19 protein-coding genes are annotated in these 24,643 nt (G+C 59.0%); 8 read left to right on the top strand and 11 right to left on the bottom strand.

Features of this window, described 5'->3' with window-relative positions:
* The 4 genes from nrfD to WA354_RS23980 all read right to left on the bottom strand — a co-directional run.
* A partial coding sequence (gene nrfD, locus WA354_RS23995; RefSeq protein ID WP_472815553.1) for an NrfD/PsrC family molybdoenzyme membrane anchor subunit occupies positions 1-1,255 on the bottom strand: 1,255 nt, incomplete at its 3' end.
* Between the two features lie 7 nt (positions 1,256-1,262).
* Positions 1,263-4,400, bottom strand: a complete 3,138-nt coding sequence (locus WA354_RS23990) for a TAT-variant-translocated molybdopterin oxidoreductase (protein ID WP_472815552.1) — start codon at positions 4,398-4,400, stop codon at positions 1,263-1,265.
* Complete coding sequence (locus WA354_RS23985) at positions 4,397-5,260, bottom strand: cytochrome c3 family protein (RefSeq protein WP_472815551.1); 864 nt, start codon at positions 5,258-5,260, stop codon at positions 4,397-4,399. Before WA354_RS23985 ends, WA354_RS23990 begins: the two co-directional genes overlap by 4 nt.
* A 341-nt stretch (positions 5,261-5,601) precedes the next feature.
* Complete coding sequence (locus WA354_RS23980) at positions 5,602-7,311, bottom strand: alpha/beta hydrolase-fold protein (RefSeq protein ID WP_472815550.1); 1,710 nt, start codon at positions 7,309-7,311, stop codon at positions 5,602-5,604.
* A 105-nt stretch (positions 7,312-7,416) separates the two neighbouring features.
* On the opposite strand from WA354_RS23980, the gene WA354_RS23975 reads away from it, so the two are divergent.
* Positions 7,417-9,150 carry a M20/M25/M40 family metallo-hydrolase gene (locus WA354_RS23975; RefSeq protein ID WP_472815549.1) on the top strand — a complete coding sequence of 578 codons (1,734 nt, stop codon included), beginning with the start codon at positions 7,417-7,419 and terminating at the stop codon, positions 9,148-9,150.
* A 24-nt stretch (positions 9,151-9,174) separates the two neighbouring features.
* Here WA354_RS23975 and WA354_RS23970 read toward each other — a convergent pair whose 3' ends face one another.
* Positions 9,175-9,597 (bottom strand): hypothetical protein, encoded by a 423-nt coding sequence (locus WA354_RS23970; protein ID WP_472815548.1) that lies wholly within the window; start codon positions 9,595-9,597, stop codon positions 9,175-9,177.
* A 280-nt stretch (positions 9,598-9,877) separates the two neighbouring features.
* Between WA354_RS23970 and WA354_RS23965 the strand changes: the two genes are divergently transcribed.
* The 3 genes from WA354_RS23965 (at position 9,878) to WA354_RS23955 (ending at position 12,176) form a co-directional block, all read left to right on the top strand.
* Positions 9,878-10,057, top strand: coding sequence for a hypothetical protein (locus WA354_RS23965; protein ID WP_472815547.1), 180 nt, complete (start codon positions 9,878-9,880; stop codon positions 10,055-10,057).
* A complete protein-coding gene (locus WA354_RS23960; protein WP_472815546.1) occupies positions 10,054-11,343 on the top strand; it encodes an ammonium transporter in 1,290 nt (429 codons plus the stop codon). Before WA354_RS23965 ends, WA354_RS23960 begins: the two co-directional genes overlap by 4 nt.
* Before the next feature lie 89 nt (positions 11,344-11,432).
* Complete coding sequence (locus WA354_RS23955; protein WP_472815545.1) at positions 11,433-12,176, top strand: tetratricopeptide repeat protein; 744 nt, start codon at positions 11,433-11,435, stop codon at positions 12,174-12,176.
* Positions 12,177-12,248: 72 nt separating this feature from the next.
* On the opposite strand, the gene WA354_RS23950 is transcribed toward WA354_RS23955, so the two are convergent.
* Positions 12,249-13,211, bottom strand: coding sequence for a serine/threonine-protein kinase (locus tag WA354_RS23950; protein WP_472815544.1), 963 nt, complete (start codon positions 13,209-13,211; stop codon positions 12,249-12,251).
* 123 nt (positions 13,212-13,334) lie between these two features.
* Between WA354_RS23950 and WA354_RS23945 the strand changes: the two genes are divergently transcribed.
* Both WA354_RS23945 and WA354_RS23940 read left to right on the top strand, forming a co-directional pair.
* Positions 13,335-14,516 carry a carboxylesterase family protein gene (locus tag WA354_RS23945; protein ID WP_472815543.1) on the top strand — a complete coding sequence of 394 codons (1,182 nt, stop codon included), beginning with the start codon at positions 13,335-13,337 and terminating at the stop codon, positions 14,514-14,516.
* A gap of 66 nt (positions 14,517-14,582) precedes the next feature.
* Complete coding sequence (locus WA354_RS23940) at positions 14,583-15,098, top strand: zinc ribbon domain-containing protein (RefSeq protein ID WP_472815542.1); 516 nt, start codon at positions 14,583-14,585, stop codon at positions 15,096-15,098.
* A 39-nt stretch (positions 15,099-15,137) separates the two neighbouring features.
* Here the strand turns inward: WA354_RS23940 and WA354_RS23935 are convergent, their stop codons facing one another.
* On the bottom strand, positions 15,138-16,019 hold the full coding sequence (locus WA354_RS23935) for a winged helix-turn-helix domain-containing protein (RefSeq protein ID WP_472815541.1): 882 nt from the start codon (positions 16,017-16,019) through the stop codon (positions 15,138-15,140).
* Between the two features lie 257 nt (positions 16,020-16,276).
* On the opposite strand from WA354_RS23935, the gene WA354_RS23930 reads away from it, so the two are divergent.
* Positions 16,277-17,023, top strand: coding sequence for a hypothetical protein (locus tag WA354_RS23930; protein ID WP_472815540.1), 747 nt, complete (start codon positions 16,277-16,279; stop codon positions 17,021-17,023).
* Between the two features lie 25 nt (positions 17,024-17,048).
* The gene (locus WA354_RS23925; RefSeq protein WP_472815539.1) at positions 17,049-17,747 is read left to right on the top strand and encodes a CDP-alcohol phosphatidyltransferase family protein; all 699 of its coding nucleotides are present in this window, start codon (positions 17,049-17,051) and stop codon (positions 17,745-17,747) included.
* A gap of 3 nt (positions 17,748-17,750) precedes the next feature.
* On the opposite strand, the gene WA354_RS23920 is transcribed toward WA354_RS23925, so the two are convergent.
* The 4 genes from WA354_RS23920 to WA354_RS23905 all read right to left on the bottom strand — a co-directional run.
* Positions 17,751-20,414, bottom strand: a complete 2,664-nt coding sequence (locus WA354_RS23920) for an ADOP family duplicated permease (RefSeq protein WP_472815538.1) — start codon at positions 20,412-20,414, stop codon at positions 17,751-17,753.
* 4 nt (positions 20,415-20,418) lie between these two features.
* A complete protein-coding gene (locus tag WA354_RS23915) occupies positions 20,419-20,790 on the bottom strand; it encodes a PadR family transcriptional regulator (RefSeq protein ID WP_472815537.1) in 372 nt (123 codons plus the stop codon).
* A 73-nt stretch (positions 20,791-20,863) separates the two neighbouring features.
* Positions 20,864-23,248 carry a penicillin-binding protein 1A gene (locus WA354_RS23910; protein ID WP_472815536.1) on the bottom strand — a complete coding sequence of 795 codons (2,385 nt, stop codon included), beginning with the start codon at positions 23,246-23,248 and terminating at the stop codon, positions 20,864-20,866.
* Positions 23,249-23,404: 156 nt separating this feature from the next.
* Positions 23,405-24,643 (bottom strand): S41 family peptidase (locus tag WA354_RS23905; RefSeq protein ID WP_472815535.1); only part of this gene is annotated, 1,239 nt, incomplete at its 5' end.

Genomic DNA, 24,643 nt, shown 5'->3' with positions numbered 1-24,643 from the left:
CGCGATACGTGCCCCACGAAGATGGGAGGAAGTCGCGATAGAGACTTGTGACAACAATGACGAAGCGCTCGAACCACATTCCTGTATTCACGACGATCGAGATGAAGAACATGAAGCTGATATTTGTCCTCAGCTTGCGCGACCAGAGCGTGGTGAGCGGAATGGCGAGGTTGCAGGTGACCAGCACCCAGTAGGACCACCCCATGGGACCGAACGCGCGGTTCCAGAACATGAAGGCTTCCCAATGGGAGGCGGAGTACCAGGCCATGAAGGCTTCCATGCCGTAACCGTAGGCCACGATGAAGCCGGTGGCGAGCATGACCTTGCCCATGTTGTCGATGTGGCGCTCAGTTACCAGGTTTTCGAGGTGGTAGAACTTGCGCAGCGGAATGGCCAGCGTGAGCACCATCGCGAATCCGGAGTAGATGGCGCCGGCAACAAAGTAGGGCGGAAAGATGGTGGTGTGCCATCCAGGCAGGACCGCGACAGCGAAGTCGAAGCTGATGACTGTGTGGACTGAGAGCACCAGGGGCGTTGCCAGACCTGCGAGAAGCAACGAAGCCGTCTCATAGCGCATCCAGTGGCGGATGGAACCGCGCCAGCCCCATGAGAGCAAGCCGTAGAAATACTGCGCCGGCTTTGATTGCGCGCGATCGCGGAAGGTCCCGAAGTCGGGGATCATGCCGAGATACCAGAAGACGACGGAGATGGTTGCGTAAGTCGAGACTGCGAAAACGTCCCACAGCAGCGGCGAACGGAATTGCGGCCACACGTTCATCGTCAGCGGAATGGGGAACAGCCAGTATCCAAGCCACGGACGGCCGACGTGAATCAACGGAAACATTCCGGCGCAGACCACGGCGAAGATGGTCATGGCTTCGGCGAAGCGACTGATGGAGTTGCGCCAGGTTTGCTTAAAGAGCAGGAGAATGGCAGAGATCAGGGTGCCGGCGTGGCCGATACCGATCCACCAGACGAAGTTGATAATCGCGAAGCCCCATGCGACGGGCTGCGTGATGGCCCAGATGCCGACGCCCTTGAGGAACAGCCACGTGACCGCAACCAGCAGCATGGTGGCGCCACCGCCGGCGATACCGAAGAAGGCGAGAAAGCCCAGCGGCGTGTGCGGCGTAAGCACGATGCCCGAGATCTTTTCGGTAATCGACTTAAAGGTCTCACCCAGGCCTACGACGCGGTATTCACCGGTTTTGGGATCGATGCCAGGGTTGGCTCTTTTTATTTCACTGGTTGCCATCGTGACTTCAACCCTTTTCCGGTGTGTGTTCCACCGGATTCTGTTCGAGTTCAGGATTAAAATTCAGAACTTCAGCGAGGTAGCGGGTTCGAGGACGCGTGTTCTGGTCGGCGATGACCTGGTACATGCGCTTGTCTTCGTTCAGCTTTGCCACCTTGCTGTTTTTGTCGTTGAGGTTGCCGAAGGTGATGACCGAAGCGGGGCAGGCCTGCTGGCAGGCAGTAACGATTTCTCCATCGCGAATCGGGCGATTTTCCTTGTCGGCGGTGATTTTCGCTTCGTTGATGCGCTGGACGCAGTAGCTGCATTTCTCCATGACGCCGCGCGAACGAACCGAAACGTCAGGGTTGCGCATGAGCTTGAGGCTCTCGCTCTCAAAGTCGGAGTAGAGCAGGAAATTGAAGCGGCGCACCTTGTAAGGGCAGTTGTTAGAACAGTAGCGGGTGCCCACGCAGCGGTTGTAGACCATGGTGTTGAGGCCTTCGGGCGTGTGCAGCGTGGCACCGACGGGGCAGACCTGCTCGCAAGGCGCGTTCTCGCAGTGCTGGCAGGTCATTGGCTGAAAGTGGGCGCGGGGCGCGGCCAGATCGCCTTCGAAGTAAGAATCTATACGCAGCCACTGCATGTTGCGGCCGATGCGGACTTGTTGTTTTCCCACTACGGCGATGTTGTTTTCGGCATAGCAAGCCACGATGCACGCGTTGCAGCCGGTGCAACTATTCATGTCGATCGACATGCCCCACTTGTTGCCGTTGTACTCCCAGTTCGGGAACAGTGTGGTGTTGTACTCGGGCGTGTCGTGCCCCTCGCCCTCATGCGCGAAGTTTGGATTTGCTTTGAAGTCTTCGAGTGTGGCGTAGCGGATGATGCCGCGCGGGCCGAGGGCTTCAACAGCTTCAAGGGAGTTGTTCTGATTGCCGTGTTCGGTGAGGTTCTTGCCGCGATGATCCTGGTAGTGGCTCTTGGTGATCGCGATTCCCCACTTGCCGTCAACCTTCTTGATGCTGCCAGTGGAGTAGAAGGGGGCAGCGGTCGTACGGACCAGGTATGCGTTGAAGCCGGCACCCGATCCGACGCGGCCGGCAAACTCGCGACCGTAACCCATATAGAGGGTGACGGAATTGTCAGGATGGCCCGGAGCAACGATGACCGGGGCTTTAACGGTGCCGCCGCCGGAACTGATCTCGATAATGTCGTCTTCTTCGAGATTGAACTTTGTGAGCGTCGCGCCGGACATGATGGCGGCGTTATCCCAGCTCAGGTTGGTTACCGGCTTGGGGAGTTCCTGCAGCCAGCCAACGTTCGAATAGCGACCGTCATAGATGTTCGGATCGGGACGAAAAATGATTTCGAGCTGATCTTTTGAGTTTGGCGCCGGGGCTCTGGATGATTCTGCCTTTGGTGCTCCGCCGGCCCCATACGTGGTGTCATCGATCCAGCCCGCATGCAGAACCTTACGCCAACCCGTCTCGAACTCGCCCTTGATGTTGTCCTTCTGGGTAGTGCGGACGGCTTCGTAGGCGCTGAGGAGCGGATTGTCGAGCAGGGTCTGAAAGACATCGTGCGCGCTTTTGCCGCCATAGAGAGGCTCAATCATCGGCTGCACGATGGAGACGGTGCCGTCGTATGCGCGGGCGTCGGACCAGGACTCAAGATAATGTGCGGCAGGAATGTGCCAGTGGGCGAGATGGCCGGTCTCGTCGTAGTGCGAGCCGAGATGCGCGACGACCTTTGCCTTGGTAAAGGCATCGGCAAATCCAAGGTCTGCGGGTGCCGAATAAACGGGGTTAGCGTTGAGAATGATGAGCCAGTCGACCCTGCCCGCATTGAGATCTGTGATGAGATTCTTGAAATCGCCGTTCTGGTCGCTCGGCAGCGAGATCGCGGGCTCCGACGAAACCCCAACCGTCTTGCCAACGTTGCCGAGGGCCTGGTTGATAGCAAGCGCGAGGGCTGCGACCGATTCATCCTGATAAAGGCCCGGAAGGACGGCGCTTTTGCCGCTGCTGGCTTTCAGGTCCTTGGCGAGTGCGGCCAGAAACTTCTGCTGCTCGTCGGTCCACGCATACTGCGGAGCTTGTGCACCGGCTACTCCAACTGCGGCGGCGAGCGATGCTGCGAATGCGGGAACTTCACTGGCCCGCAAACCAAGGCGATGCTCCGCCTTCATGCCGGTCGTCGTCGGCGAGCTCTCGACGGTGTAGAGGCGGTTCATGCCGCCGGCAGGATCTTTGCGGCGCTTCGCATAATCGGCGACGAGCTTGTGGAAGCCGGGGTACGCTGCACCGGAGAGGAAATCGGCATCGAGGGACACGATGACGTCGGCATTGCTGAGGTCGTACTGAACGTTGTAACCCTTGGCGAGGAACGTGCCGGCAATTGCAGGATCGTATTGCACCAGCACTGCCTTGGGGTATGCAGCCTGTATGGCCTTCCACTGGCGCGCCAGCGTGGGTGAAGTAATGGTCGCGGAGAGGAAATAGATGCCGGTGCCGTCTTTAGTACCACTGACTTTGTCGTGCAATGCCTTCGCGAAGTCGCCCCACTGGCTGTTCTCGCCTTCGAAGGTCACATGTTGCGAACGGTCGGGATCGTAGAGGTCGAGCAGCGAGCCCTGCGAAAAAACATCAGACGAGCCGTGGTTGTAAGCGTGGTCGGGATTGCCATCGACCTTGACGGGGCGGTATTCATCGCTCTTGACCAGCAGAGGCACGCCGCCAGTGGGCAAGGGATTCACGCTGGCAAAGTAATTCGGCTTGCCGAGCAGCAGGTCTTCGGGAGCCTTGACGTAGGGATAGATGGGCTCGTCCGGTTGCTTGGTGCAGCCGGCAAGCCCGGCGAGCGCCATGGACGCGCCCATGATTTTGAGGAAGCCGCGGCGTGAAACCGGATCAACCCACTCCTGCGCCGCGCTGGGAAATTCCTTTTCCACCGCAGCCTGAAATTCCGGAGTGTTCTCAAGTTCGTCGACAGAGCGCCAAAATTGCTTGCCCGAGGTGGCCTTGAGCTTTGCCTGTACCTCTTCCAATGTCATCGGCTTCGGGGTCATTGGCGCGTAGTTATCAGCAAGGCTGGGCTTGCTTTTTTCAATCTCCACAGTGTTCCCCGCCTGGTTCGTTCCTGCATTCATGGGCTCGCGACTCATCGGTGGCAAACCTCGCAACTGCTCAGTTCGTTCGGAGTGCGAATGTGATATTGCTTCAGAAGAAAATGGCCCAGCTGATCCTGGCTGGTGAATTTCTCGTAGTGCAATGCCGCCGGAACCACGCCCCCTGGAGCATCGCTGGCCTGGCCACTCACGGGAGCATTCGGCAGTTGCAATGCGGCCATCTGCGGCCCTTCACCGCTGGGATCCTTGACAGTGCAATTCACGCTTTGAGCGGTGGGTGTGCCTGACTGAACGTCAGCGGTCGAGCACCACACTGGCCGATCGTCGGCGGGAGCCTCCCAGGCCATGTTGTAGATCTGACCGGTAGGACGAAGATTCTTGGCCGGATTGCGATGGCAATTCAGGCACCACTCCATCTGCAGGGTGTTCTGCGCATACATCAGCGGCATCTGATCGACGCGACCATGACAGCTTGCGCAGCCGATGCCCTTGTTCACATGAATAGAGTGATTGAAAAAGACGTAGTCGGGCAGGTCGTGCACCTTGATCCATGGCAGCGACTCGCCGCTGGCCCAACTGTCGCGCACCGGTTGCAGCAGCGCTGCGTTGGTCCAGATCTGCGCGTGGCAGTTCATGCAGGTCTTGGTGGGGGGAATACCGGCATAACTGGATTTTTCAACCGACGTGTGGCAGTACTGGCACTGAAGACCCAGTCCCGTCACGTGATGTTTATGGCTGAAGGGTACCGGCTGTTCCGGTCGCTGGCCTTGTCGAGTGACCCATGGGGAGCGCTGCAACTGATCCAGCGTCACTCCGAGTGCAATCACAATCAGACCCGTCAGCACCAGGCTCGCTCGAGCCAAAGCATTGGAGCTGCGGTCAAATATCTGCGCCATGAATGCTTTCCTGCTTGTTGTTCGTTGTCCAGTAGTTTGTGCGCGCAGTGCTGGCGATCACACAGGATGTGGTCAGTTTTCGTTTTCGGACAAAACCCACCTGAAGGCGGCCGACCCCGAAAATTCAATATAGCAGCCGAAGCCCTATCTGTAACGCTCTCAACAGTTGAGAGAACCAAAATTGTTTATGCTGCCGAATTTTTTGTAGTCCCTTGAAAGTGAAATACGTTAGGACTACGCAATTTGCGAATAAACGCGCACGTTGATCGATTCTGCTTGTCCCAGAGAATGGGATGTTCTTCCCATTGAATTGTTGATTCGCGTGATGAATTCCCGCTTCTTCAGTAGCGCCAGGACTTCGTGTCCGCTCCGGACGGAGCCGTCGCCAACATGTGCGCGACCATCCTGGGCAATACACGCTGAGTCCAGTCGGCATTATTCTGCTGCATGGTGTACTCCGATGGACCGCCGGTGTAGCAATGCGGCATGCCGGGGCCGTACTGGAATGTCGCATCGGAATGGGGATTGCGCGTTTCCTGAAGCTGCTTGTCGAGGATGTGAACTGCATTGTTGAGGAAAAAGGTGTCGCCGTCGCCGACCGCGATGTGCAACTTGCCTTCGAGTTTTGGGCCGAGCGTGGGCCAGTCGCGTTTCATGATCGCCGTGAGGTCGTAGTGATCGTGCCAGTAGGCCAGAACCTTCTTGTCGATCGCGCCGGTCAGCGGATCGATAATCTCCGCGGGATAGCCATCGCCGCCCGCGGGAGAAAACACTGCCTGCCAGATGTCCCACTGCTCCGTGGAGCGGCCGTGGGTGCCGAGCACGTATTCGTACGCGAACTCGGCACCGGCTTCCGCGGTAATGCTGCCGTCGGGCTTACGATCAGCAGCAATCGGGACCTGGCCGAAGTCGCCCTTGCGGACGAAGGCGTTCGCATCTTCATACAGGTTGATGTTCTGGTAGGCGTGAAAATCGACGGGGTCCGGACAGGCCACGTAGGCGCCGTTGTAGAAGTCGGGATAGAAGACTTGCGTGGCGAGAGCCTCCCATCCGCCCGTTGATCCGCCGTAAGTGGCGCGAGCCCAACCCTGACCGATGCCGCGATATTTTTTCTCAATCCAGGGAATCAGTTCGTCATTGATCGCGGATCCATAGGGGCCGACGTTGGCTGAATCAACATCGTAGGAATCGTCGTAGTAAGGATTGGCATTCTGCACATAAATCAGAATCACGCGAGGCAGACGGCCGTTGGTCCAGTCCTGAAAGAGTCGATAGCCACGTTGCAGGCGGATAAACTGCTCCGACTTTGGATCGGGCGGCGTGGCGGTAAACTGCGCCGGTCCGATGCCGGGATGGTAGTGATCCTGGTAGACAACGACGGGATATTTTGCGTCTGGATGCTCGTCGAATCCGTCCGGCAGCAGGATCCATGCACCCATATACATATCCCGCCCCCAGAAGGCGCTGAGCTTTTCGCTGCGGAACCGCTCGAACTTAAGCCACTTTGTGGTGGACTGCTGCCGGGCGATCACCTGTGGATCGTCGGGTGTGCCTTCGATGGGAGGGATGACCTGATCGAGTGTGAGCTTGATCGCGGTTTGCGCCTTCGCATCGAAGTGAATCTTCTGCGCCTTGTTATAGGGATTGCCGGGCTTCTCATTCCAGCGCTGGCCTTCGCCCTTGTCCGGCGGCAACCAGACGGTTTTGCCGGAGGCGAGATGAAATTGCTCATAGACGTTGAAGACGGCTTGCACGTAATAGTCGCCGGCATCGAGATCGGCCAGCGAGCGACGCGGATAGCCGAAGGTTTGGGCATCGATGACGAGCGAGGTGCCGGGCGCGAGGTTTTCGGCATCCACTCCGAATCCTTCGGCTGAATCGTAGGTCTCCGCGAGTTGCATGCGCGGCTCGGGCTTATCGGTCTTGGCAATAACGAGAATCAAGTGGCCATTTAACGGCTTGGTCGAGGGCACTGTGACTTCAATGCGCTGGCCGAGGCAGACGCATGCAGCACCGGCGAGGAGAAGAGATGCGAGGGGAGCTTTTGTCATGTTGGGTTTTGATCCGATGGAGATGCCGTAAGTCTACAGTGGCACAGCACGTCTTCTGATTTTCAGTTTGCGGGCTTGTTTTATCGCCGTAGTATTCTGGGCGGCATGAGAATCGCCACTCCCTTGCTGCTTGCCATCTCTCTTTGCGCCTCTGTTTCACTCGCAGCAATTGGTCAGGGTGCGAAAACCGCTGCCAGCCAGTCGGCCGCGCAACCTGCATCCGAGTCCCTCGACCTTGAGACGATTGCGCGGATTCGCGATGAAGGCCTGATGCATTCGCACATCATGGAGTACGGGAGCGGCTTGTTTGACGGCATCGGCCCGCGGCTCACAGGCTCGCCTGAATTTGAACGAGCGGCGCAATGGTCCATCGAGCAGCTTCGCCGCATGGGTGCGAACAATCCTCACGAGGAGTCGTGGGGCGACTTTGGCATGGGCTGGACGCAGGTGGGCACCAGCGTGCTGATGACTGCGCCTTCGACTGCGACTCCGTTGGCGCAGGCTACTCCATGGTCGCCGGCGACAACAGGAGAGGTAACGGGCGATGTGATCGCTGTTCCGGAGATCGAAGACGAGAAGGGATTCGACACCTGGAAGAGCAAGCTCGCGGGAAAAATCATCCTCTATGGCAATGCGCCAAAAATCAATCCTGACCCCGTGAATCCGCTGGAGCACTACGATGCGGCCAAGCTCGAGCATTTTGCCAGCTATCCGTTGAATGGCGACCAGGAGGACAGCTTCGTGCTACCCAACGATCCACCGTTCTGGGAAAAGATCTTCAAGCGGATGGCCTTTAAAGAAAAAGTGGCAAAGTTCTTCGCAGATGAGCACGCGGTCGCAGTTCTTGTGCCCGGTGGCTCCCGGGGAGTGATTCACGATGATACCGGCGAGTCGATGGGATGGTTCGTCTACCTGCCCGATCACAAGCAGCCCATCCCATCGGCAGTGATTGCCGATGAAGCGTTTCTCAGAATGCATCGGCTGGTCTCGCACAATGTGCCTGTGTCTTTGAAGCTCAACATCAACACGCGCTTCAGCGGAGATCATGTCGACGGGCAGGACGTAATCGCCGATATTCCCGGGACCGATCCTGCACTGAAGGACCAGGTGGTGATGATGGGTGGTCACCTCGACAGCTGGATCGCGGGTACGGGCGCCACGGACGACGGAGCCGGCACGATCATTGCGCTGGAAGCGATGCGCATTTTAAAGACCCTGAACATCCAGCCGCGGCGGACCATTCGCATTGGTTTGTGGGGCGGCGAGGAACAGGGCATCTTCGGTTCGTCGGGCTACATCCGGAATCACTATGGCTCGCTCAGCTATTCGACGAAGCCGGAGCAGCAGGTGGTGCCGGAGTTCCTGCGAGAGCAGACGGGACCCGTGACCGTAAAGCCCGATCATGCGCGCTTCGATGTCTACTTCAACGCCGACAACGGCACGGGAAAATTCCTCGGCATCTTCTCAGAAGGAAATTCTCAGGCGGCGCATATCTTCGTGCAGTGGGCGGCGCCGATCAAGGATCTCGGATTCACGACCATCTCCATGCGCAATACGGGATCGACTGATCATGTGCCTTTCGACCAGGTAGGTCTGCCGGGATTTCAGTTCATCCAGGATCCGCGCGACTACGACACCGTAACGCACCACAGCAACCAGGACACCTATGAGCGGCTGTCAGAGCCGGATCTGAAGCAGGCCGCGACGATCATGGCAATCTTCGTGTACAACGCGGCGCAGCGGGATGCGATGATGCCACGGCTGCCCCTGCCGAATCCGCCTTTCGATCACCAGCAGGACAAGCCACTGGAGGGAATTTATCCCACCGCCGCGAAGTAATCGCGCCGCGGCGATGGGATGCGGTCAGGATTTTCTGTGCTCGGAGGCAGCCGCGTAGGTTTCGCCGAAGGATTCATCGGGAAAGGAACCGGGCCAGCCGATCATGACGAGAAATACATCGAGGACAAAGAGCGCGATGGCGACGTCGTTGAAGAGCACGGACTGGGGAATATCGGGCCAGAGTTGATTGGCTGCCCAGAAGAGGAAGGCGATCGCGAGAAGGACCGCCTTGAGAATCTCCAACCGAGCGGGGCGGTGAGCGGCCTGGTAGGCGAGGTAGGCAACGGCGATCATGGCGAGTGGAAACGCGCCAAGAACATCGTGGGCTTTGGGAGGAAAGAAGCGAGGAGCAGTGTCCCAGGCCAGCAATACGGCGACGCCGGCAAGGGAGACGAAGCCGAGAATGACAGGGAGAGCCCGATGTGTCCGATCAAGGCGAATGTACATACGACATTATTGTCCCGTCACTCGAAAAGAAGGCATAAGGACGCTTGAGGTGTGATCTATGCGCTGATGAATCCGCACCCGCACGCGTTTAGAGGATCGAAGTCAGCGATTGAATGCTTTAGAATTCTGACAGGCATTTCAACTGGTTGCCACCAGCCATACATTCATTATTTGGGGTTCGGGACACGCGTCCGAATTCTGTATCTCCCTAGACCGGTGAGTGCCCCGAAGTCTCACTGAACGGCAAGTTCCGTACAGGAAGAACTGAAAGGAAAGGGCCATGAAATACGCCGGATTGCTGGTGATGCCAGCCGGATTCTTTCTTTCGATTGCGGCAATTCTTCTGTTCCCTGATTCGGCGCAGCGGACTGCTTTTGTTTTGTGCGGACTCGCCGTTGAAGCAATGGGCCTGGTGGCGACGGTGCGCGGCCACATGCAGCTACGGAGCGAAAACCGATGACTCCGCTGGCGCCGATGCCCTTTCCGGAAAGCTCGTTCGCTCTGACGCTGGGACTTCTGCTGCTGGCGCCGCTGGCCATTGCCGGCATAGCTGTGGTGAACACGGGGCTGGGCCGGTCGCGTTCGGCGATGCAGTCGCTGCTGGGAAGCCTGGTTGTGATTTCTACCGCGATGATTGCATTTGCGGTTGTGGGATCTGCAATTGCCGCAGGCACGAACAGCGATCATGTTTTCCGCCTTGCAGGCAAAGCGTGGAACTGGGCAGGTGCGGGACCACTGTTTTTGAGTGGTCTGGGCGCGAGCCCGGCGCGGATGCAACTTGCGGTTCTGTTCGAACTTCTGTCGGTCGCGCTCGTGGTTCTTATCCCTTGGGGATCGGGGGCGGATCGGCTGCGCCTGCCGGCTGGTGCGGCGATTGCCGCGATCATTGGCGCGGTTGTGTTTCCATTGGCTGCCCACTGGACGTGGGGCGGCGGGTGGCTGTCGCAGCTTGGCGCGAATTTCTCTTCGGGTGGCGGATTATTTGATGGAGGCGGCGCAGCGTCGGTGCATGCGCTCGGAGGCCTCTCGGCACTCGCGGTGGTGTGGATTGCGGGTCCGCGGAAGGGCAAGTTTCCTCGCGAGGGCTTGTCGACGGCGATGCCGGGGCACAACGTCGTGTACGTGCTGCTGGGTTGTTTGATTGCGCTGGTGGGATGGCTGGCGTGGAACATGGCCGGTTCCCTGCTCTGGCTCAATGCCGCGCCCGGTGCGCTGGCGGTCACCGCAGTGAATACATTGCTCTCGGCGGCAGCGGCGCTCGTGGCTACGTTCTCGGTGACGCGCATCCGATTTGGCAAACCCGACGCCAGCTTGTGCGCGAACGGCTGGCTCTCAGGACTGGTGACGTCGAGCGCATGCGCCGGGCTTGTTTCCCCGCTAGCTGCGCTCTTTACGGGACTTGTGGCCGGCATCATAACTCCGCTGCTGGTGGAGTTGTTTGAGTTGGCACTGTCCATCGACGATCCATCGGGCGCGGTCAGCGTTCACGGCGCAGCGGGGCTGTGGGGACTGGCGGCGGCGGGGATGTTCGCGCCGCAACAGGGTCAGTTTGTCGCCCAGCTCATAGGGGTTTCGACGCTGCTGGGACTAATGCTGCCGTTGGTTTATTTTGTCTTCTGGCTCCTGAATCGCGTGCTGCCGTTCCGCGTGGATCCCGATGGCGAACGCATTGGCATGGACTTGCATGAGCTCGGCGGCAATGCGTATCCCGAGTTTGTGGTGCACCGCGACGAATCGTACCGTTAGGGTTCCGTGACGGACTACAGGGCTTCACACCAAAGTGGACTGCTCTCGCCGCATGGTCCGTATAATCTGACCTCAGGACCACTTACTCAATGGGATTGCTGACGCATCTCTTCTATCCCTGGGGCCTGCTGCTCCAGGCTGGCGCGATTATTCACTTCATTCGCCGCCGGCCTGATACCTATTGGCTCTACATCATTCTTTTCCTCGGGCCCATCGGCGCGATCGTCTACCTGTTCGCCGAGGTCCTCCCGGATGCGGGACTGCTGAACCAGTCGTTCAAGGGCATCTCGCGCCGCAAGCGCATTGCCGCCCTGGAACTCACGATCCGCGACAACCCATCTGCCGGAAATTACGAAGAGCTTGGCGAGCTTTGCATGGATGATGGGCAATTGCAGCGTGCCCGTGAGGCTTTCGACAAGGCCATCGCCGCGCGTTTGAATACGCTGGATTGCTTTTATCGACGCGGAGTATGCGCCGTTCTGTTGGGCGATGCTACGGCGGCGTTGCCGGACTTGGAAAAGGTGGTCGCTAAAGAGCCAAACTACGACTTCAACCGCGCGCCGGCCCTGCTGGCTCACGCTTATGCGCTGACCGGAGAAAAAGAAAAGGCCGAGGCACTCTTCCGGCGCGTAACAGTTGTCTCGACCTCATCTGAGACTTATTTGAATTTCGCTGACTTCCTGGTTTCGGAGGGGCGCTTCGCCGATGCGCGCGAGTGGGCGCAAAAAGTTCTCGACAAGGAGCCGACCATGCCACGCTACCTCCGGCGGCGCGAGCGACCATGGTCACAGCGAGCACGGAAGATACTGAAAAAGACACGCAGTAGAGAATAGCGAATATGCGGGGTTGATGCGTAGCGCAACTAAGATCTAAGAACTCTGAACAGTGAACCGTAAACTACTCTTCTATTTTTTCGCCATCAGCAGCATCAGCGCGAATAAAACAACCGGCACAAGGGCCATGGCCGCGTAGAGCAGCACTTTTTTACTGACCTTGCGGCCAGCGAGCTTGACTGGCTTTTCACCGCGGGGCTCTATGCCAACCTGCTCCTGGTGTTCCAGATCCCACATCATTTCGCTGGCGGTGGCGTAGCGGTGCCGGGGCTCGCGCTCAAGCGCCCTATAAAGAATCTCTTCAAGCTGCGGAGAGATCTCCGGGTTAAGTTCGCGCGGCGGCGTCACGTCGTTCAGAATGCGCTCGTTCATTACAGCAAGCGGGTTCTGTCCTACAAATGGCACGCGGCCAGTGAGCATCTCGTAGAGCATGATGCCTACGGCGTAGATGTCGCTGCGCTGATCGCCGCGCCCACCTTTTACCTGTTCCGGCGAAATGTAGTCCGGCGTACCCAGCAGCGACGATACACTCACAAAAGTCAGGCGGCGCGCTTCTTCCTTCATCGCGATGCCGAAGTCGATGAGCTTGATCTGATCGTCGTCGCCCACCATGACGTTCTCGGGCTTAAGGTCCCGATGGACGATGCCGCGCTTGTGCATGTAATCGAGTGCGTCGCAGATGCCCAGCGTGATCTTGACCGCGCGCTCGGTGGGCAGCTTTTTCTCTTCGTTCAGGATGGTGCGCAAGAGTCGTCCGTCGACCCACTCGATAACCATATAGAGGCGACTGCGTTCTTCGCTGTTGAAGGACTTCACCACGCCCGGATGGTCGAGTTCCTGCCCGATCTCCTGCTCGCGCTTGAAGCGTTCGATAAGAACCGGGTCCGCCTCCATCTCGGGGAGCGGAACCTTGATGGCCACCTGCCTGCCGGAGTTCAGATCAGTCGCCCTGTAAAGTACAGACATCCCGCTGTGGGCGACGGCGGCCTCGATGCGGTAGTGGTCGAGCGTTTCTCCGGCTTCGTAGGTGGTCATCTGCACGTGTTCGGGTTCGATCCTTCTGATTGTTTCATGCCGCTACACAAGAAATTCATAAGGAATCCCGAAGATGGACCCGCGGAGAAAACCTCGTTGCAGGCTCTATGATGTTTAGAGCCTATGCACCGCATCCTCAGACTGCTCGCGGCCTGCCTCTGCTTTGCCTGGGGAATGGCGCCAATTCTGCTGCACGCGGCGACGGGTCCGAAAGATTCTCACAAACGTCCGACCCAGGAGACCGGATTCCTCAATCGCAGGATTCAGATCGGCGGGGCCTCGTTCCGTTACCAGGTCTACGTTCCAGAAGATTGGCACCGCGACAAACACAAGCTCTGGCCGGTCATCCTTTTTTTGCACGGGCGAGGCGAGCGCGGCTCCGAGGGTATGTGGCAAACACAGATCGGCTTGCCTGAGGAGATTCGCGATCACCCCGAGCGCTGGCCCTTTATCGTCGTGATGCCGCAGTGCTCCATCGACCGCTACTGGACTGACAAGGACATGCTCGCCATGGCCATGGCCGAGCTTGACGAAGAAACCGCCGAGTTTCAGGGCGATCCGGCGCGCACGTATCTTATGGGACTATCGCTGGGTGGGTACGGATCGTGGGAACTGGCGCGTCAATATCCCACGCGGTGGGCGGCCATTGCAATCGCGGCCGGCGGCATCTTCTGGAGCTACGCGCCGGAGCGCTGGCTCCAGGCATCCACTCTGCCGGGCGAATATGCGCAGGCCGTAGGACGGACGCCGTTGTGGCTGTTTCATGGAGCCGACGACAAGGTGGTTGCCCCGCGGCAGGATGAACTGATGTACACCGCATTTAAAGCCTCCGGAGGACACGTGCGTCTTTGGGTGTACCAGGGCCTCAAGCATGACTGCTGGACGCGCGCTTTCAACGAGCCGGAGTTACCACGCTGGCTGCTGCAGCATCGCCGTGAAACGCAGCAACCGCCTCCTTTTGCGGAACGCGTTTCCATCCCGCTCCACCCGCCCGAACTGAAGCTCACACCGGCCCAGCTCGACAGCTTTGCCGGTCAATACGTGGACAAGCGGGGGCTGGTGGTGGTCACGCTGTTTCGCCAGGGGGATCTGCTTTACCAGAAGAATCACTATGGGGAAATTGCCGAATTGGCGGCGGAATCTGCTTCGGTTCTTTTCTACCCAAATGGAAGCAGCCTGACGAGGATTTTGGCGGAGCACGATTCTCAGGGCCGCGTCAGCGCATTGGTGTTGCACGACGACCGCCATGAAGAGCGATGGGAACGAATCCGGACACCCCTGCGTACCCATTTACAGCAGGAATAAGAAGGTTCCGCCGGGCTCGCGAGGATTGAGAAGAATAGAATCTCGGTAGCTCCAGGGAGGTAAAGGATGTTTTGCAGTGGATGTGGTCACGCTCTTGCGCCAGGACAACCCGTTTGCCCCCAATGTGGCCGCCCGGCCGCGGCACAGCCTCCTCCAGCGGTCCCGAACCTCGCGTTTGAAGTGGCAAACTACTCCAATCGGGTGCGGGCGCTCAGCACGGTGTGGTTTATCTATGGCGGCCTCTCGCTGGCGCTGGGCATCGTTGGTCTGAGCTTTGCCAATTCGTTCCTGAACGGCGGCGGCTTCTGGATGCACGGTCCATGGGCCCATGGCAACTTTCCGCTCGGTCCCGGCTTTGGATCAGCGATTATTCATTTCGCGTGGGTCATGGTGGTGCTGCGTTCCGGACTTGCTCTTGTGGCAGGTTGGGGCTTGATGGAACGTGCGCCATGGGGACGCGTGGTCGCGATTGTCGCAGCATTCCTGAGCATTCTCAAGATTCCTTTTGGAACTGCGCTCGCAATCTGGACGCTTGTAACGCTGCTCGGATACCGGAACACCTCGCTCTACGACCAGTTATAGAAGTTTCGGCAGAGAATCGAGACCGGGAATCTGTCTAGTTCAGCGAGCCACGGTTGACACTTCGGTCCTGTCCCAACCCGCACCCATCAGCACAAGTGAGCGCTGTGCGAACGGCGAATAGACGAGCAGGGCCATGCAGGCCAGTGCGATCCCAGTGTTGATGTGGTGCAGCAGCAGAAAAGGCGAGAGCGCCCACAGCACGTCGGCAATGAGCAGCCAGGGCCACATCTTCAGGAATTTGTCACGCATCCGTGGCGCGCGAAACAGCACTGCACACAGAACGAAGGCGCGTACGGGAATCAGGATCACAGCTGTTCCCAGAAGGACATCAACGACAAGCGTCCCACTTGCGAGGGGTGAAAGCAGATCCTCAATTTCTGCGAGATTCGTGAGCGCCCCGATATAAAAGCCCAGGTACATCAGTTGCAACAGAAGGAAGAGAGTCTGCACCACGGCCTGTGACGTCTCAGGGAGTTCTTCGGGTGACGAGAGAATTCCATTGCCGAGCTTTGACTCAGACTCCATTGTTGGCTGATGCGGCTCAGAATGGGCAGCCGCGAGGGGCCGCAGGGCTGATTCGTCGGCAATACGCTCCACGGGAGCGACGAATCTGTATCCGCGGCGAGCCAGCGTCTCTACGAATCGCGGACTGTTGGCATCGTCGCCAAGGGCTTCTCGGATGCGATTGACCGCCGAGTTCATGCCGTGGTCGTAGTCGACAAAAGTTCCGTCGGACCACAATGCGCTGGAGATTTCTTCGCGCGTCAACAGCTCGCCGGGATGTTCCAGCAGCATCAACAACACCTGGAACGGCTGCGCGTGGAGCTTGATGCGAATTCCCTGCCGGCGAAGCTCCCCTGTCGAGGCGTCTGCCTCAAATACTCCGAAGCGATAACGCCGGGCTGGCGCGGATTCCGTCATCTCTTTTGGCCAGTTTACCCGAGTTGCCCTTCCATTCCCCATTTGGGGGCGATGAACAAGTTTGCGGAAATCCAATTCACGCAGAGAGTTGCGCCGTGAGATTCATTCGCCTGCCGCGTGTGACGCGCTGCATTGATTCTCCCGCAGACGTTTGGGAGGCTCGATGCATGAGGCGTGGGATTCCAAGCCGGCGAATGGCTACTCGGACGCGAACGATTCTGGCATCGCTGCTTTTGCTGTCTGCATGCTCGGCCGGAATGTCTGAGGCACCGGCCGCAGCAACCGCCGCCTTCAACGCCTACGTGAGCAAGGTGGAGTCGCGGCTGGCTGAGCAGCACCGATCGTGGAATGGCTTTCTCGTCTCCGTTGGATCGAGCAGTGAGACTACCCTGCGACTCCAGCGCGGAGAATTGATCATTGAGCAACTCACGCAGGCTAGCCAGGCTGGCTTGCGCGGGGCGATGCTGCACCACTGGCGGGGCACGGCATTCGTGAGCGGAGTCACCGCGGTTGAATTCGAGCGGCTCATGAAGAACGTCAGCGCCTATCCTCAACACTTCTCGCCGCAGGTCATGAAGGCCCGGGTTCTTTCGCCGCACGACGATGGGATTCCGGACCACTTCACGGCGTCGATGCGCGTGCGCCAACACCACGTCATTACCGTCGTCATGGATTCGACCTACGACGTCACATTTGGCCGGCTCGACGCACGGCACGGATACAGCATCTCGCGCAGCACGCGTATTTCGGAGATCGATTCGCCCGGTACACCGCATGAGCGCGCGTTGAGTGACGGCGAGGCGCATGGGTTTCTGTGGCGGCAGAACATCTACTGGAGCTACGAGGAACGCGACGGCGGCTTATATATGCAGATCGAGTCCATCTCGCTGACGCGCGCCATTCCAACCGGACTCGGCTGGATAGTGCGGCCCTACGTGGAAAGCGTGCCGCGCGAATCGCTGGAGTTTACGTTGCGGGCCGCGTGCACCGCGCTCGCGAGCTAATTCAACCCGGCAAGAGGAGACATTCATGATTTCGACATCTGTGACAGGGACCGGAGCCGGAGCTTTTGCATCCGCGCGCCGCATCAATCAGTCTCTTACCGCCGCAATCGAGAAGCGTGCCTTGACATGGATGGCGGAGCGCATGCCGCCATGGGTGACTTCAGATGGGCTCACGGCGGTCGGTCTATGCGCACAGATCGGCGCGGGGTTGTTTTACGCCCTTTCGCGCTACCACAAGGCCGGACTGATTGGTGTAATCGTCTGCATCGCTCTCAACTGGTTCGGCGACAGCATGGACGGGACGCTGGCACGCGCGCGCAATCAGCAGCGGCCCCGTTACGGGTTTTACGTCGATCACATCGTGGATATTTTTGGAGCGACCGCGTTGATGTGCGGGCTTGGCTGCTCCGGCTTTGTGCACTGGCCGGTTGCGGCGGCGATGCTCATGGGATTCTTGCTGCTGTCAGCGGAAAGCTACCTCGCCACTTACACCTTGTCCTGCTTCCATATGTCGCAGGGGATCTTCGGGCCAACTGAGATTCGCATTCTGCTCTGTATCGGAACCCTGGCACTATTGCGAAGCCCCTATGCGACGGTGATGGGGCATCGGTTGCTCCTGTTCGATCTGGGTGGAACGATCGCAACCGTAGCGATGTTTGCGATGGCAATTGCAATCGCGGTGCGGCACACGGTCGAACTCTATCGGCAGGAGCCCTTGCGATAAGTCCTACTCAGTACGCAGCGCCTTGAGCGGATCGACGCTGGCAGCACGGCTCGCGGGTGCGGCACTGGCGGCGAGAGCAACGACGGTAACTCCGACAACGGCAAACGCGTAGGTAAGCGCATCGAGCGGCGCCACTCCATAGAGCGACGACGATAGTGCGCGGCCGATAAGCATTGCCAGAGGGATCCCGGCAACCACGCCAATCGCGGTCAGGCGCAGACCGTCGCGCAGAATCATCCAAACCACCTGCGCTCGGCCCGCCCCCATCGCCATGCGCACGCCGATTTCTGCCGTACGGCGGTTGACGCGATAGGACAGAGTTCCGTAGAGGCCGGTCGCAACGAGAACCACCGCGAGCAGTCCGAAGAACTCTGCCAGACGCGCGAACAGGAGTTGGCTTGAAATGGTTGTGTCGTATTGTGCGCGCTGCGTCATGGGCTTTATCAACGGCAGATTCGGATCGAGCTGCTGCACAACCTTTTGCGCTGACGGCAGAATTGCGAGTGGCGCGCCTTTCACGCGCATTTCCACGTGCATCTCACCGATGACAGGAATTTGCGCGTACATGTACCAGGCCATGGGGATGGGCGTTTCGTCGATGCTGCGATACTTGTGATCCTTGACGACGCCGACAACTGTCATCGTGTATTCACCATGTTCGGTGCCGATAGTGTGGCCGAGCGGATTCTGGTTGGGAAGGAAGCGCTTCGCAAATTCTTCGTTGATGATGCCGACGTGCGGAGAGCTTGCGGTATCAGAATCGGCGAAGTCGCGGCCTTCGAGTATCGGCACACCAAGGGTGGTGAAAAAGTTTGGTCCAACGACGTTGCTGCGGACGGTGCGCGAACCGCCATTAGCCACGTCGGGCAAATGACCGTCGACCATCATGGCGCCATTGTTTGACTCCCACGCGCCTATGCGTGAGTCCATGACAGTGACGGACTCGACGCCGGGCAGGATGCGAAGCTTGCTCATGAGGTTCTGATAAAAAGCAACTCCAGTTGGAACCGACGGAATATCCGGCTTGACGCCAAAAACAACGAGGCCATCAACGCGCATTCCCAGCGGAGTGTTTTCGAGATTGCTCAGCGTGCGAACCAGAAGTCCTGCTCCCACAAGCACCACCACGCACATGGCCATTTGCAGCGCAATGACAATTTTGCCGGTGCGCGATTTGCCCGCATCAACATTTGACGTCGCCGCTGACGTTTTCAGGGCCAGTTCCGCGCGGCCGGCGAGAGCCACACGCATCGGCGCCAGGCCAAACAGCAGGGCCGCGAACACCAGAACCCCAAGCGTGAACAGGAGCACGGTGCGGTCAGGCGCGAGGCTCGATTCGATCTGCGCCCAATTCGCGAGCAGCCGCGCCGCCATGACTGCGAAGACCCATGCGAGCGCTCCGCCGGCGATGACTAAAATAAAGCTCTCCGTCAGCAATTGACGGAAAAGCTCCCCTCGGCCGGCGCCCAGAGCCTGGCGCAAGGAAAACTCGCGCTGGCGCGCTGCATTGCGCGCCGCGAGCAGCATAGCCACGTTGGCAAACGCGATGAGCAGCACAAGCCCGACCATGGCCATGAGAATGCGCAGCGGATTGCCGTACTGCTGGTCGTAGCCCGGAAAACTCTTGGCTTCGGTAAAGCTCAGCACAGGCGACTTTTCGCCTTCCATCGGCGAGCCCAGCCCGATTCGAGCTGCAGACTGGAAGACTGGCTGAAGTTGGGCAATGGCCTGAGTTTTGCTGACGCCCGGTGCGAGGCGCGCAATGAGCCGCAGGCACCACCAGGTGGAATTTGCGATGTAGAGTTTGCCGTCTTCAGGAGGATTGCCCCAGGCATTGAGCTCACGTCGATTCTGCAGTGGAATCCAGAAGTCGGTTGATCCGCCTGCCTCCAGGCCTTCAAATCCCTGCGCGGAAACTCCAATGATGGTCATGGGGACGCCGTTCACGTAGAGCGTCTGCCCGAGAACAGAAGGATTTCGTGCAAAACGGCGCGTCCAGTAGTTGTAGCTGAGGACAGTGAGCGGCGCGTGCGTCGCTTCATCCTGTTCTGAAAAGCCGCGGCCAAGTGGCAAACTCACGCCCAGGCCGGAGAAGAATGCACCGCTCACCATGTCGCCTTCGGCTTCTTCAGGCTGCGAACCATAGCGAACAGCAACTTTGCTGCTGGAAAGTGGCACGAAGGCAATCAGCGAAGAGATTGCCTTAGTTTGCTTGCGCAGAGCGTCGTAGACAGGATAGGACATCGTCTCATTGGTGTCGACTGTACCTGTTCCGCGGGGCGCGTCGGAGGTCCTGAGATAGACGAGCGTCTGCGGGTCGGCGACGGGCAACGACTTCAGCAGCACCGCGTTCATCACGCTGAAGACGGCGGTGTTGGCACCCACACCGAGAGCCACGGTGAGAATTGCAGTGAGCGCAAAGCCGGGACTCTTCAGAAGCGAACGTATGCCGAAGCGAAGATCGCGCCCAAACTTGTCGAGAGCTTGCCAGCGGCCGCGGAGACGAAACTTCTCCTGTGCGATAGGGACGTTTCCGAACTCAACGCGGGCGCGGCGTTCGGATTCTTCTTCACTTAATCCTTCGCCCCGCAAGTCATCAGCTTCCAGTTCGAGGTGGGCCTTGATCTCATCGGCAAAGTCTTCTTCGGTTCTTTTTGACTTGAACATGTGATTACGCCTCCTCGCCCTGGGGTTCGGCGCTCGGATCAAGAATTAATTCCATTGCGCGCGTCAGCCGCTTCCATTGCGAAGCTTTTTCGTGCAGTTCTGCTCGGCCCTTTGCGGTGAGCGAATAGAAGCGGGCTTTGCGGTTGTTTTCGCTGGTGCCCCACTTGGCTTGGATGAGCTTTTTGTCTTCCAGGCGTTGAAGAGCGAGATAGAGCGAGCCGTGGTCGACGAACAAAACTTCCTCAGACTGCCGCTGAATGGAGCGAGCGACGCCCTGGCCGTGGCAGGGACCTAGGATAAGGGTTTTCAGAATCAGGAGGTCAAGCGTGCCCTGCAGGAGGGCTATGCGATCGTCATTGTTTTCTTGGGTCGGCATACGACCTGAGTATGCGCCCCGCTTGGGTCGGATGTCAACCCGAGCGACTATGGACGGTTGGCGCCAGTTGCAATCAGTGAGGAGAAACCGGCTGGAGCCCTGTCTGAACAGACTTTGCAACAGGCGGCGCGGTCACCTTGGCCGGCGGCGAAAGAGTTTGGTTCCGGGGTATCGGAGTCGGCGAAGGACGCAGAGCATTCGTCACCAAAGGGCCAGGACTCGCGGGCCGATTGGCCCTGGCCTGCTCCAATGGAGGCTGCTCCGTGTCGCCCGGGAATTGCTCGTCGTCTTTGCCGGCGATGGCGGTCTTCATGACCTCCATCCAGATGGGTAAGGCTGCGCGGGCGCCGGTTTCTTTTTCGCCCAGGGACTGGCGACTGTCGTAGCCGACCCAGACGCCGCAGGTCACGGAGGGTGAGAAACCCATGAACCACGCATCGGTAAAGTCGCTAGTCGTGCCGGTTTTCCCGCCGAGCGGGTGGTTCATCTGCGCGACTTGAGCGCCGGTGCCGTGCGCGGTGACCGCGCGGAAGAGCGTCATCATCGTGCGCGCGGTCTGCTGGCTGATGATCTCGTCCACGGCGGGCGCATCTTCCCACAGCGTGATGCCGTCGGCATTCGCGACCTTCTTGATCAAGCGCGGCTTCACGCGAATGCCGTCATTAGGAAAAACGGAGTAGGACGTGACCTGTTCTTCCAGAGTGATTTCTGCCGCGCCGAGCGCGATGGGCAGATATGGGGGTATGTCGGATGTGACGCCGAAGCGATGCGCCATGTCGATGACCTTGTGGATACCGACGCGCGCGGCAAGTTTGACGGCGGGGACGTTGCGCGATTCGGCAAAGGCGCTGGTCAGGGTCATCGCCCCTTTGTAGTCGTTCTCGTAATCGTGCGGCGCATAGCCGCCGAAGTTGACCGGCGCGTCCACGATGATGTCGTCGGGCTTGGCACCATCTTCGATCGCAGTGGTGTAGACGTAGGGTTTGAAGCTGGAGCCAGTCTGGCGCTCAGCCTGCGTCGCGCGGTTGAATTCTGAGAGTGCGTAGTCGCGGCCACCCACCATGGCGAGAACATCGCCGGTGGTGTTATCCATGGCGAAGACTGCGCCCTGCGTCCCGGAATCCTGCTCCAGGGTTGCGCGTTCCGCGCCGCCATCACTCGCGTCAGTGAGATGAACATAGATCACGTCGCCAGGCTTCACCAGCGCATCACCGTAGTGCTGGCCAGTCCAGGCCCAGTCTGCAGGAAGCAGAATGACTTTGTTGGCCCCAACGCGCGCGCGGATTTCAAGAGGAAGCGACCGGGTAACCAGTGCGTGCACGTAATCGCCGGGGTGTGTTGCGAGCGCCCAATCAGGATGCTTGTAGTCCTCAAGCGTGGTGCCGTTGGCAAGCACGTTTTCGAGCTTGCCCTTCCAGCCGTGACGGCGCTCGTAGGCGGCGAGCCCATCAGTCAATGCTTTGTTGGCTGTCTTCTGCAGATCGAGATCGAGCGTAGTGTCAACGCGCAGGCCGGCTTCGTGCACTTGCTCGGCGCCGAATTTCTTCTCAAGCTCGCGACGAACTTCTTCCTGGAACCAGGGCGCAACGGACATCTCCGGCTGGTTGATGTGAAGACCGAGGGGCGAGCGGCGAGCCTGCTCTGCCTGCTGGTGGGTGATGACGCCGTCGGACTCCATCTCGCTGAGGACAAGATTGCGCCGCCTCAGAGCCTTCTCAGGATTGATAAGCGGCGAGTAGGCGACAGGGCCCTTGGGCAGGCCGGCGAGCAATGAGGCCTCGTTGAGGTTGAGGTCTTTGGCGTGCTTGCTGAAATAAAACTCCGACGCCGCTTCAAAGCCGTACATGCCGCTACCGAGATAGATCTGGTTGCCGTAGAGCGTAAAAATCTGCTCCTTGGTGAAGGCGCGTTCGATCTGGATGGCAAGGTAAGCCTCTTGTGCCTTGCGAGCAGCGGTGCGATCGGCGGAAAGGAAGAGATTGCGCGCCAGTTGCATAGTCAGCGTGGAGGCACCCTGGGCGCGGCCGTGGGAACGCAGATCGTGCCAGAGCGCGCCCGCGATGCGGAAAACGTTAATGCCCCAGTGAGAATCGAAGTTCTTGTCTTCGATGGAAATGACGGCCTGGCGAAGAATCGGAGAGAATTCGTCGTAGTTGACGATGATGCGTTTCTCAAGCGCAAAAGATCCGATGACACGGCCTTTACAGTCGTACAGGTCCGTCATGGTCGATGGCCGATAGTGCTCGAGGTCATTGATCTGGGGAAGATTGACCGAGAATACGAGCATGAGGCCGGCCAATGAGCCAGTTACGACGGCCAGCAGCAGGAGCACGAGGAAGGCGACTTTGCCTGCGATCTTGCGGCGGCGAAACAGGGGAGGGGGTACGGCTTCAGGCCGCAGCCGGTGAGTGCGGCCGAGGCCGCGCGAATCAACCGAATGTGCAGGAGGGGCAGCCACAGGAGCCTCGTCGGCATTCCTCTCGCTTCAGCCGCACTAGTGCGCGGAGCCAAACGGGGATGCCTTACCCAAGGCTAGCATGCTTGCAGATCAGCTGTCGGCGTGGACGGAAATCCAAGAACCACGCCGTGCAAGAGTGAAAATTGCGTTCCCAAATCAGCTGTTTTTTGACTTGAGGAGCTCGAGCGCCTTGTTTAACGGCTCGTCGCCCTTTGTAGGCTGCGGATTCTCATCGGCGTCCACGTCATCCTGGGCGCTCTGGCCGACCGGGACGGTGGGCGCAACTGCTTCATCCTGAATCTTCTTGCCGTCGGGACCCTGGAATTTAGCCACTGTCAGCAGCAGCGCTGAACCATCGGGAAGTTCAATGGTCTTTTGCACTGACCCTTCGCCGAACGTCCGCTCGCCGACTACATCCCCGCGCTTGGCACCTTCGATAGCGTCGGCTGTGATCTCGGATGCGCCATAAGTCCCACGATTCACGAGCACCGCAAGCGGTGCGGTGGTGAGGACCTTGGCAGGATCGGCGGTGAAGGTCTGGCGCGGAAACTTTTGGCCTTCGAGAACGGCCAGTGTGCCCTGGTTGACGAAGAAGTTAGCCAGGCGTATTCCTTGCTCCGGCTCGCCCTCCGAGTCATCGCGCAGGTCGAGAAGAATCTTGCGCGTCTTTCCGGCGGCCTTGATTTTGGCAGCGATCTCATCCACACGGGCTGCAGTCAGCGCGCCGGGCTTCAGATACAGGATGCTGGCGTTTTCGTATTGCTGCTCACTGAAGGCTGGCGAGGGGATGATGGTACGCGTGAGCGTGATCTTGTCCGGATCTGGTTTGCGCGGACGAACCACGGAAACCGTCACCGTGCTGCCCGCCTTGCCCTCGAGCAGAAGACGAATAACGGCCAGAGAAAGTTCGCGAGTCGAGCTGTCGCCAATGGATTCAATCACATCGCCGTCCGCCAGGTGTTCGCGATCGGCGGGTGAGCCGGGAACCACGCTGACAATAGTTGCATAGCCGTAGCGTTTTGAGACGGTGACCCCGACCTGGGCCACTCCGCTTGCGGGACGATCCTTGTAGATTTTGTATTCGGTCGGCGTAAGGTAACTCGAGTCGGCATCGAGCGATTCCAGCAGGCCATGCAAAGCGCCGGTCGTCACCGTGTTGATGTTGGGATCGGTGACGTAGTCGCTCTGGATTCTCTTGAGCACTTCGGCATAGACGTGCATCTGCCGATAGGCGCCATCCTGCTCGGCGCCGGCGTGAACGCCGAACATACCGAACTCGCCCAGCGCGAAGCCGAGGCCGAGGGCGGCAAAAATGGTTGCTGCTAAGACAAAGGTCAGTCTCTGAAGGAGTCGGGACACACACACCACCGCTAGGGCCCCTGAGGGGAAGCAGGC

Source organism: Occallatibacter sp. (assembly GCF_049802275.1).
Lineage (GTDB): Bacteria > Acidobacteriota > Terriglobia > Terriglobales > Acidobacteriaceae > Telmatobacter.
This window is presented reverse-complemented; position numbering and strand designations above follow the sequence as displayed.

What these genes read in the sequence shown, in the direction of transcription:
- WA354_RS23980 (WP_472815550.1), bottom strand. Translation starts at nt 7,311, where the DNA reads ATGACAAAAGCTCCCCTCGCATCTCTTCTCCTCGCCGGTGCTGCATGC.
- WA354_RS23985 (WP_472815551.1), bottom strand. Translation starts at nt 5,260, where the DNA reads ATGGCGCAGATATTTGACCGCAGCTCCAATGCTTTGGCTCGAGCGAGC.
- WA354_RS23955 (WP_472815545.1), top strand. Translation starts at nt 11,433, where the DNA reads ATGGGATTGCTGACGCATCTCTTCTATCCCTGGGGCCTGCTGCTCCAG.
- WA354_RS23965 (WP_472815547.1), top strand. Translation starts at nt 9,878, where the DNA reads ATGAAATACGCCGGATTGCTGGTGATGCCAGCCGGATTCTTTCTTTCG.
- WA354_RS23925 (WP_472815539.1), top strand. Translation starts at nt 17,049, where the DNA reads ATGATTTCGACATCTGTGACAGGGACCGGAGCCGGAGCTTTTGCATCC.
- WA354_RS23945 (WP_472815543.1), top strand. Translation starts at nt 13,335, where the DNA reads ATGCACCGCATCCTCAGACTGCTCGCGGCCTGCCTCTGCTTTGCCTGG.
- WA354_RS23990 (WP_472815552.1), bottom strand. Translation starts at nt 4,400, where the DNA reads ATGAGTCGCGAGCCCATGAATGCAGGAACGAACCAGGCGGGGAACACT.
- WA354_RS23940 (WP_472815542.1), top strand. Translation starts at nt 14,583, where the DNA reads ATGTTTTGCAGTGGATGTGGTCACGCTCTTGCGCCAGGACAACCCGTT.
- WA354_RS23935 (WP_472815541.1), bottom strand. Translation starts at nt 16,019, where the DNA reads ATGACGGAATCCGCGCCAGCCCGGCGTTATCGCTTCGGAGTATTTGAG.
- WA354_RS23970 (WP_472815548.1), bottom strand. Translation starts at nt 9,597, where the DNA reads ATGTACATTCGCCTTGATCGGACACATCGGGCTCTCCCTGTCATTCTC.
- WA354_RS23960 (WP_472815546.1), top strand. Translation starts at nt 10,054, where the DNA reads ATGACTCCGCTGGCGCCGATGCCCTTTCCGGAAAGCTCGTTCGCTCTG.
- WA354_RS23915 (WP_472815537.1), bottom strand. Translation starts at nt 20,790, where the DNA reads ATGCCGACCCAAGAAAACAATGACGATCGCATAGCCCTCCTGCAGGGC.
- WA354_RS23920 (WP_472815538.1), bottom strand. Translation starts at nt 20,414, where the DNA reads ATGTTCAAGTCAAAAAGAACCGAAGAAGACTTTGCCGATGAGATCAAG.
- WA354_RS23975 (WP_472815549.1), top strand. Translation starts at nt 7,417, where the DNA reads ATGAGAATCGCCACTCCCTTGCTGCTTGCCATCTCTCTTTGCGCCTCT.
- WA354_RS23950 (WP_472815544.1), bottom strand. Translation starts at nt 13,211, where the DNA reads ATGACCACCTACGAAGCCGGAGAAACGCTCGACCACTACCGCATCGAG.
- WA354_RS23930 (WP_472815540.1), top strand. Translation starts at nt 16,277, where the DNA reads ATGTCTGAGGCACCGGCCGCAGCAACCGCCGCCTTCAACGCCTACGTG.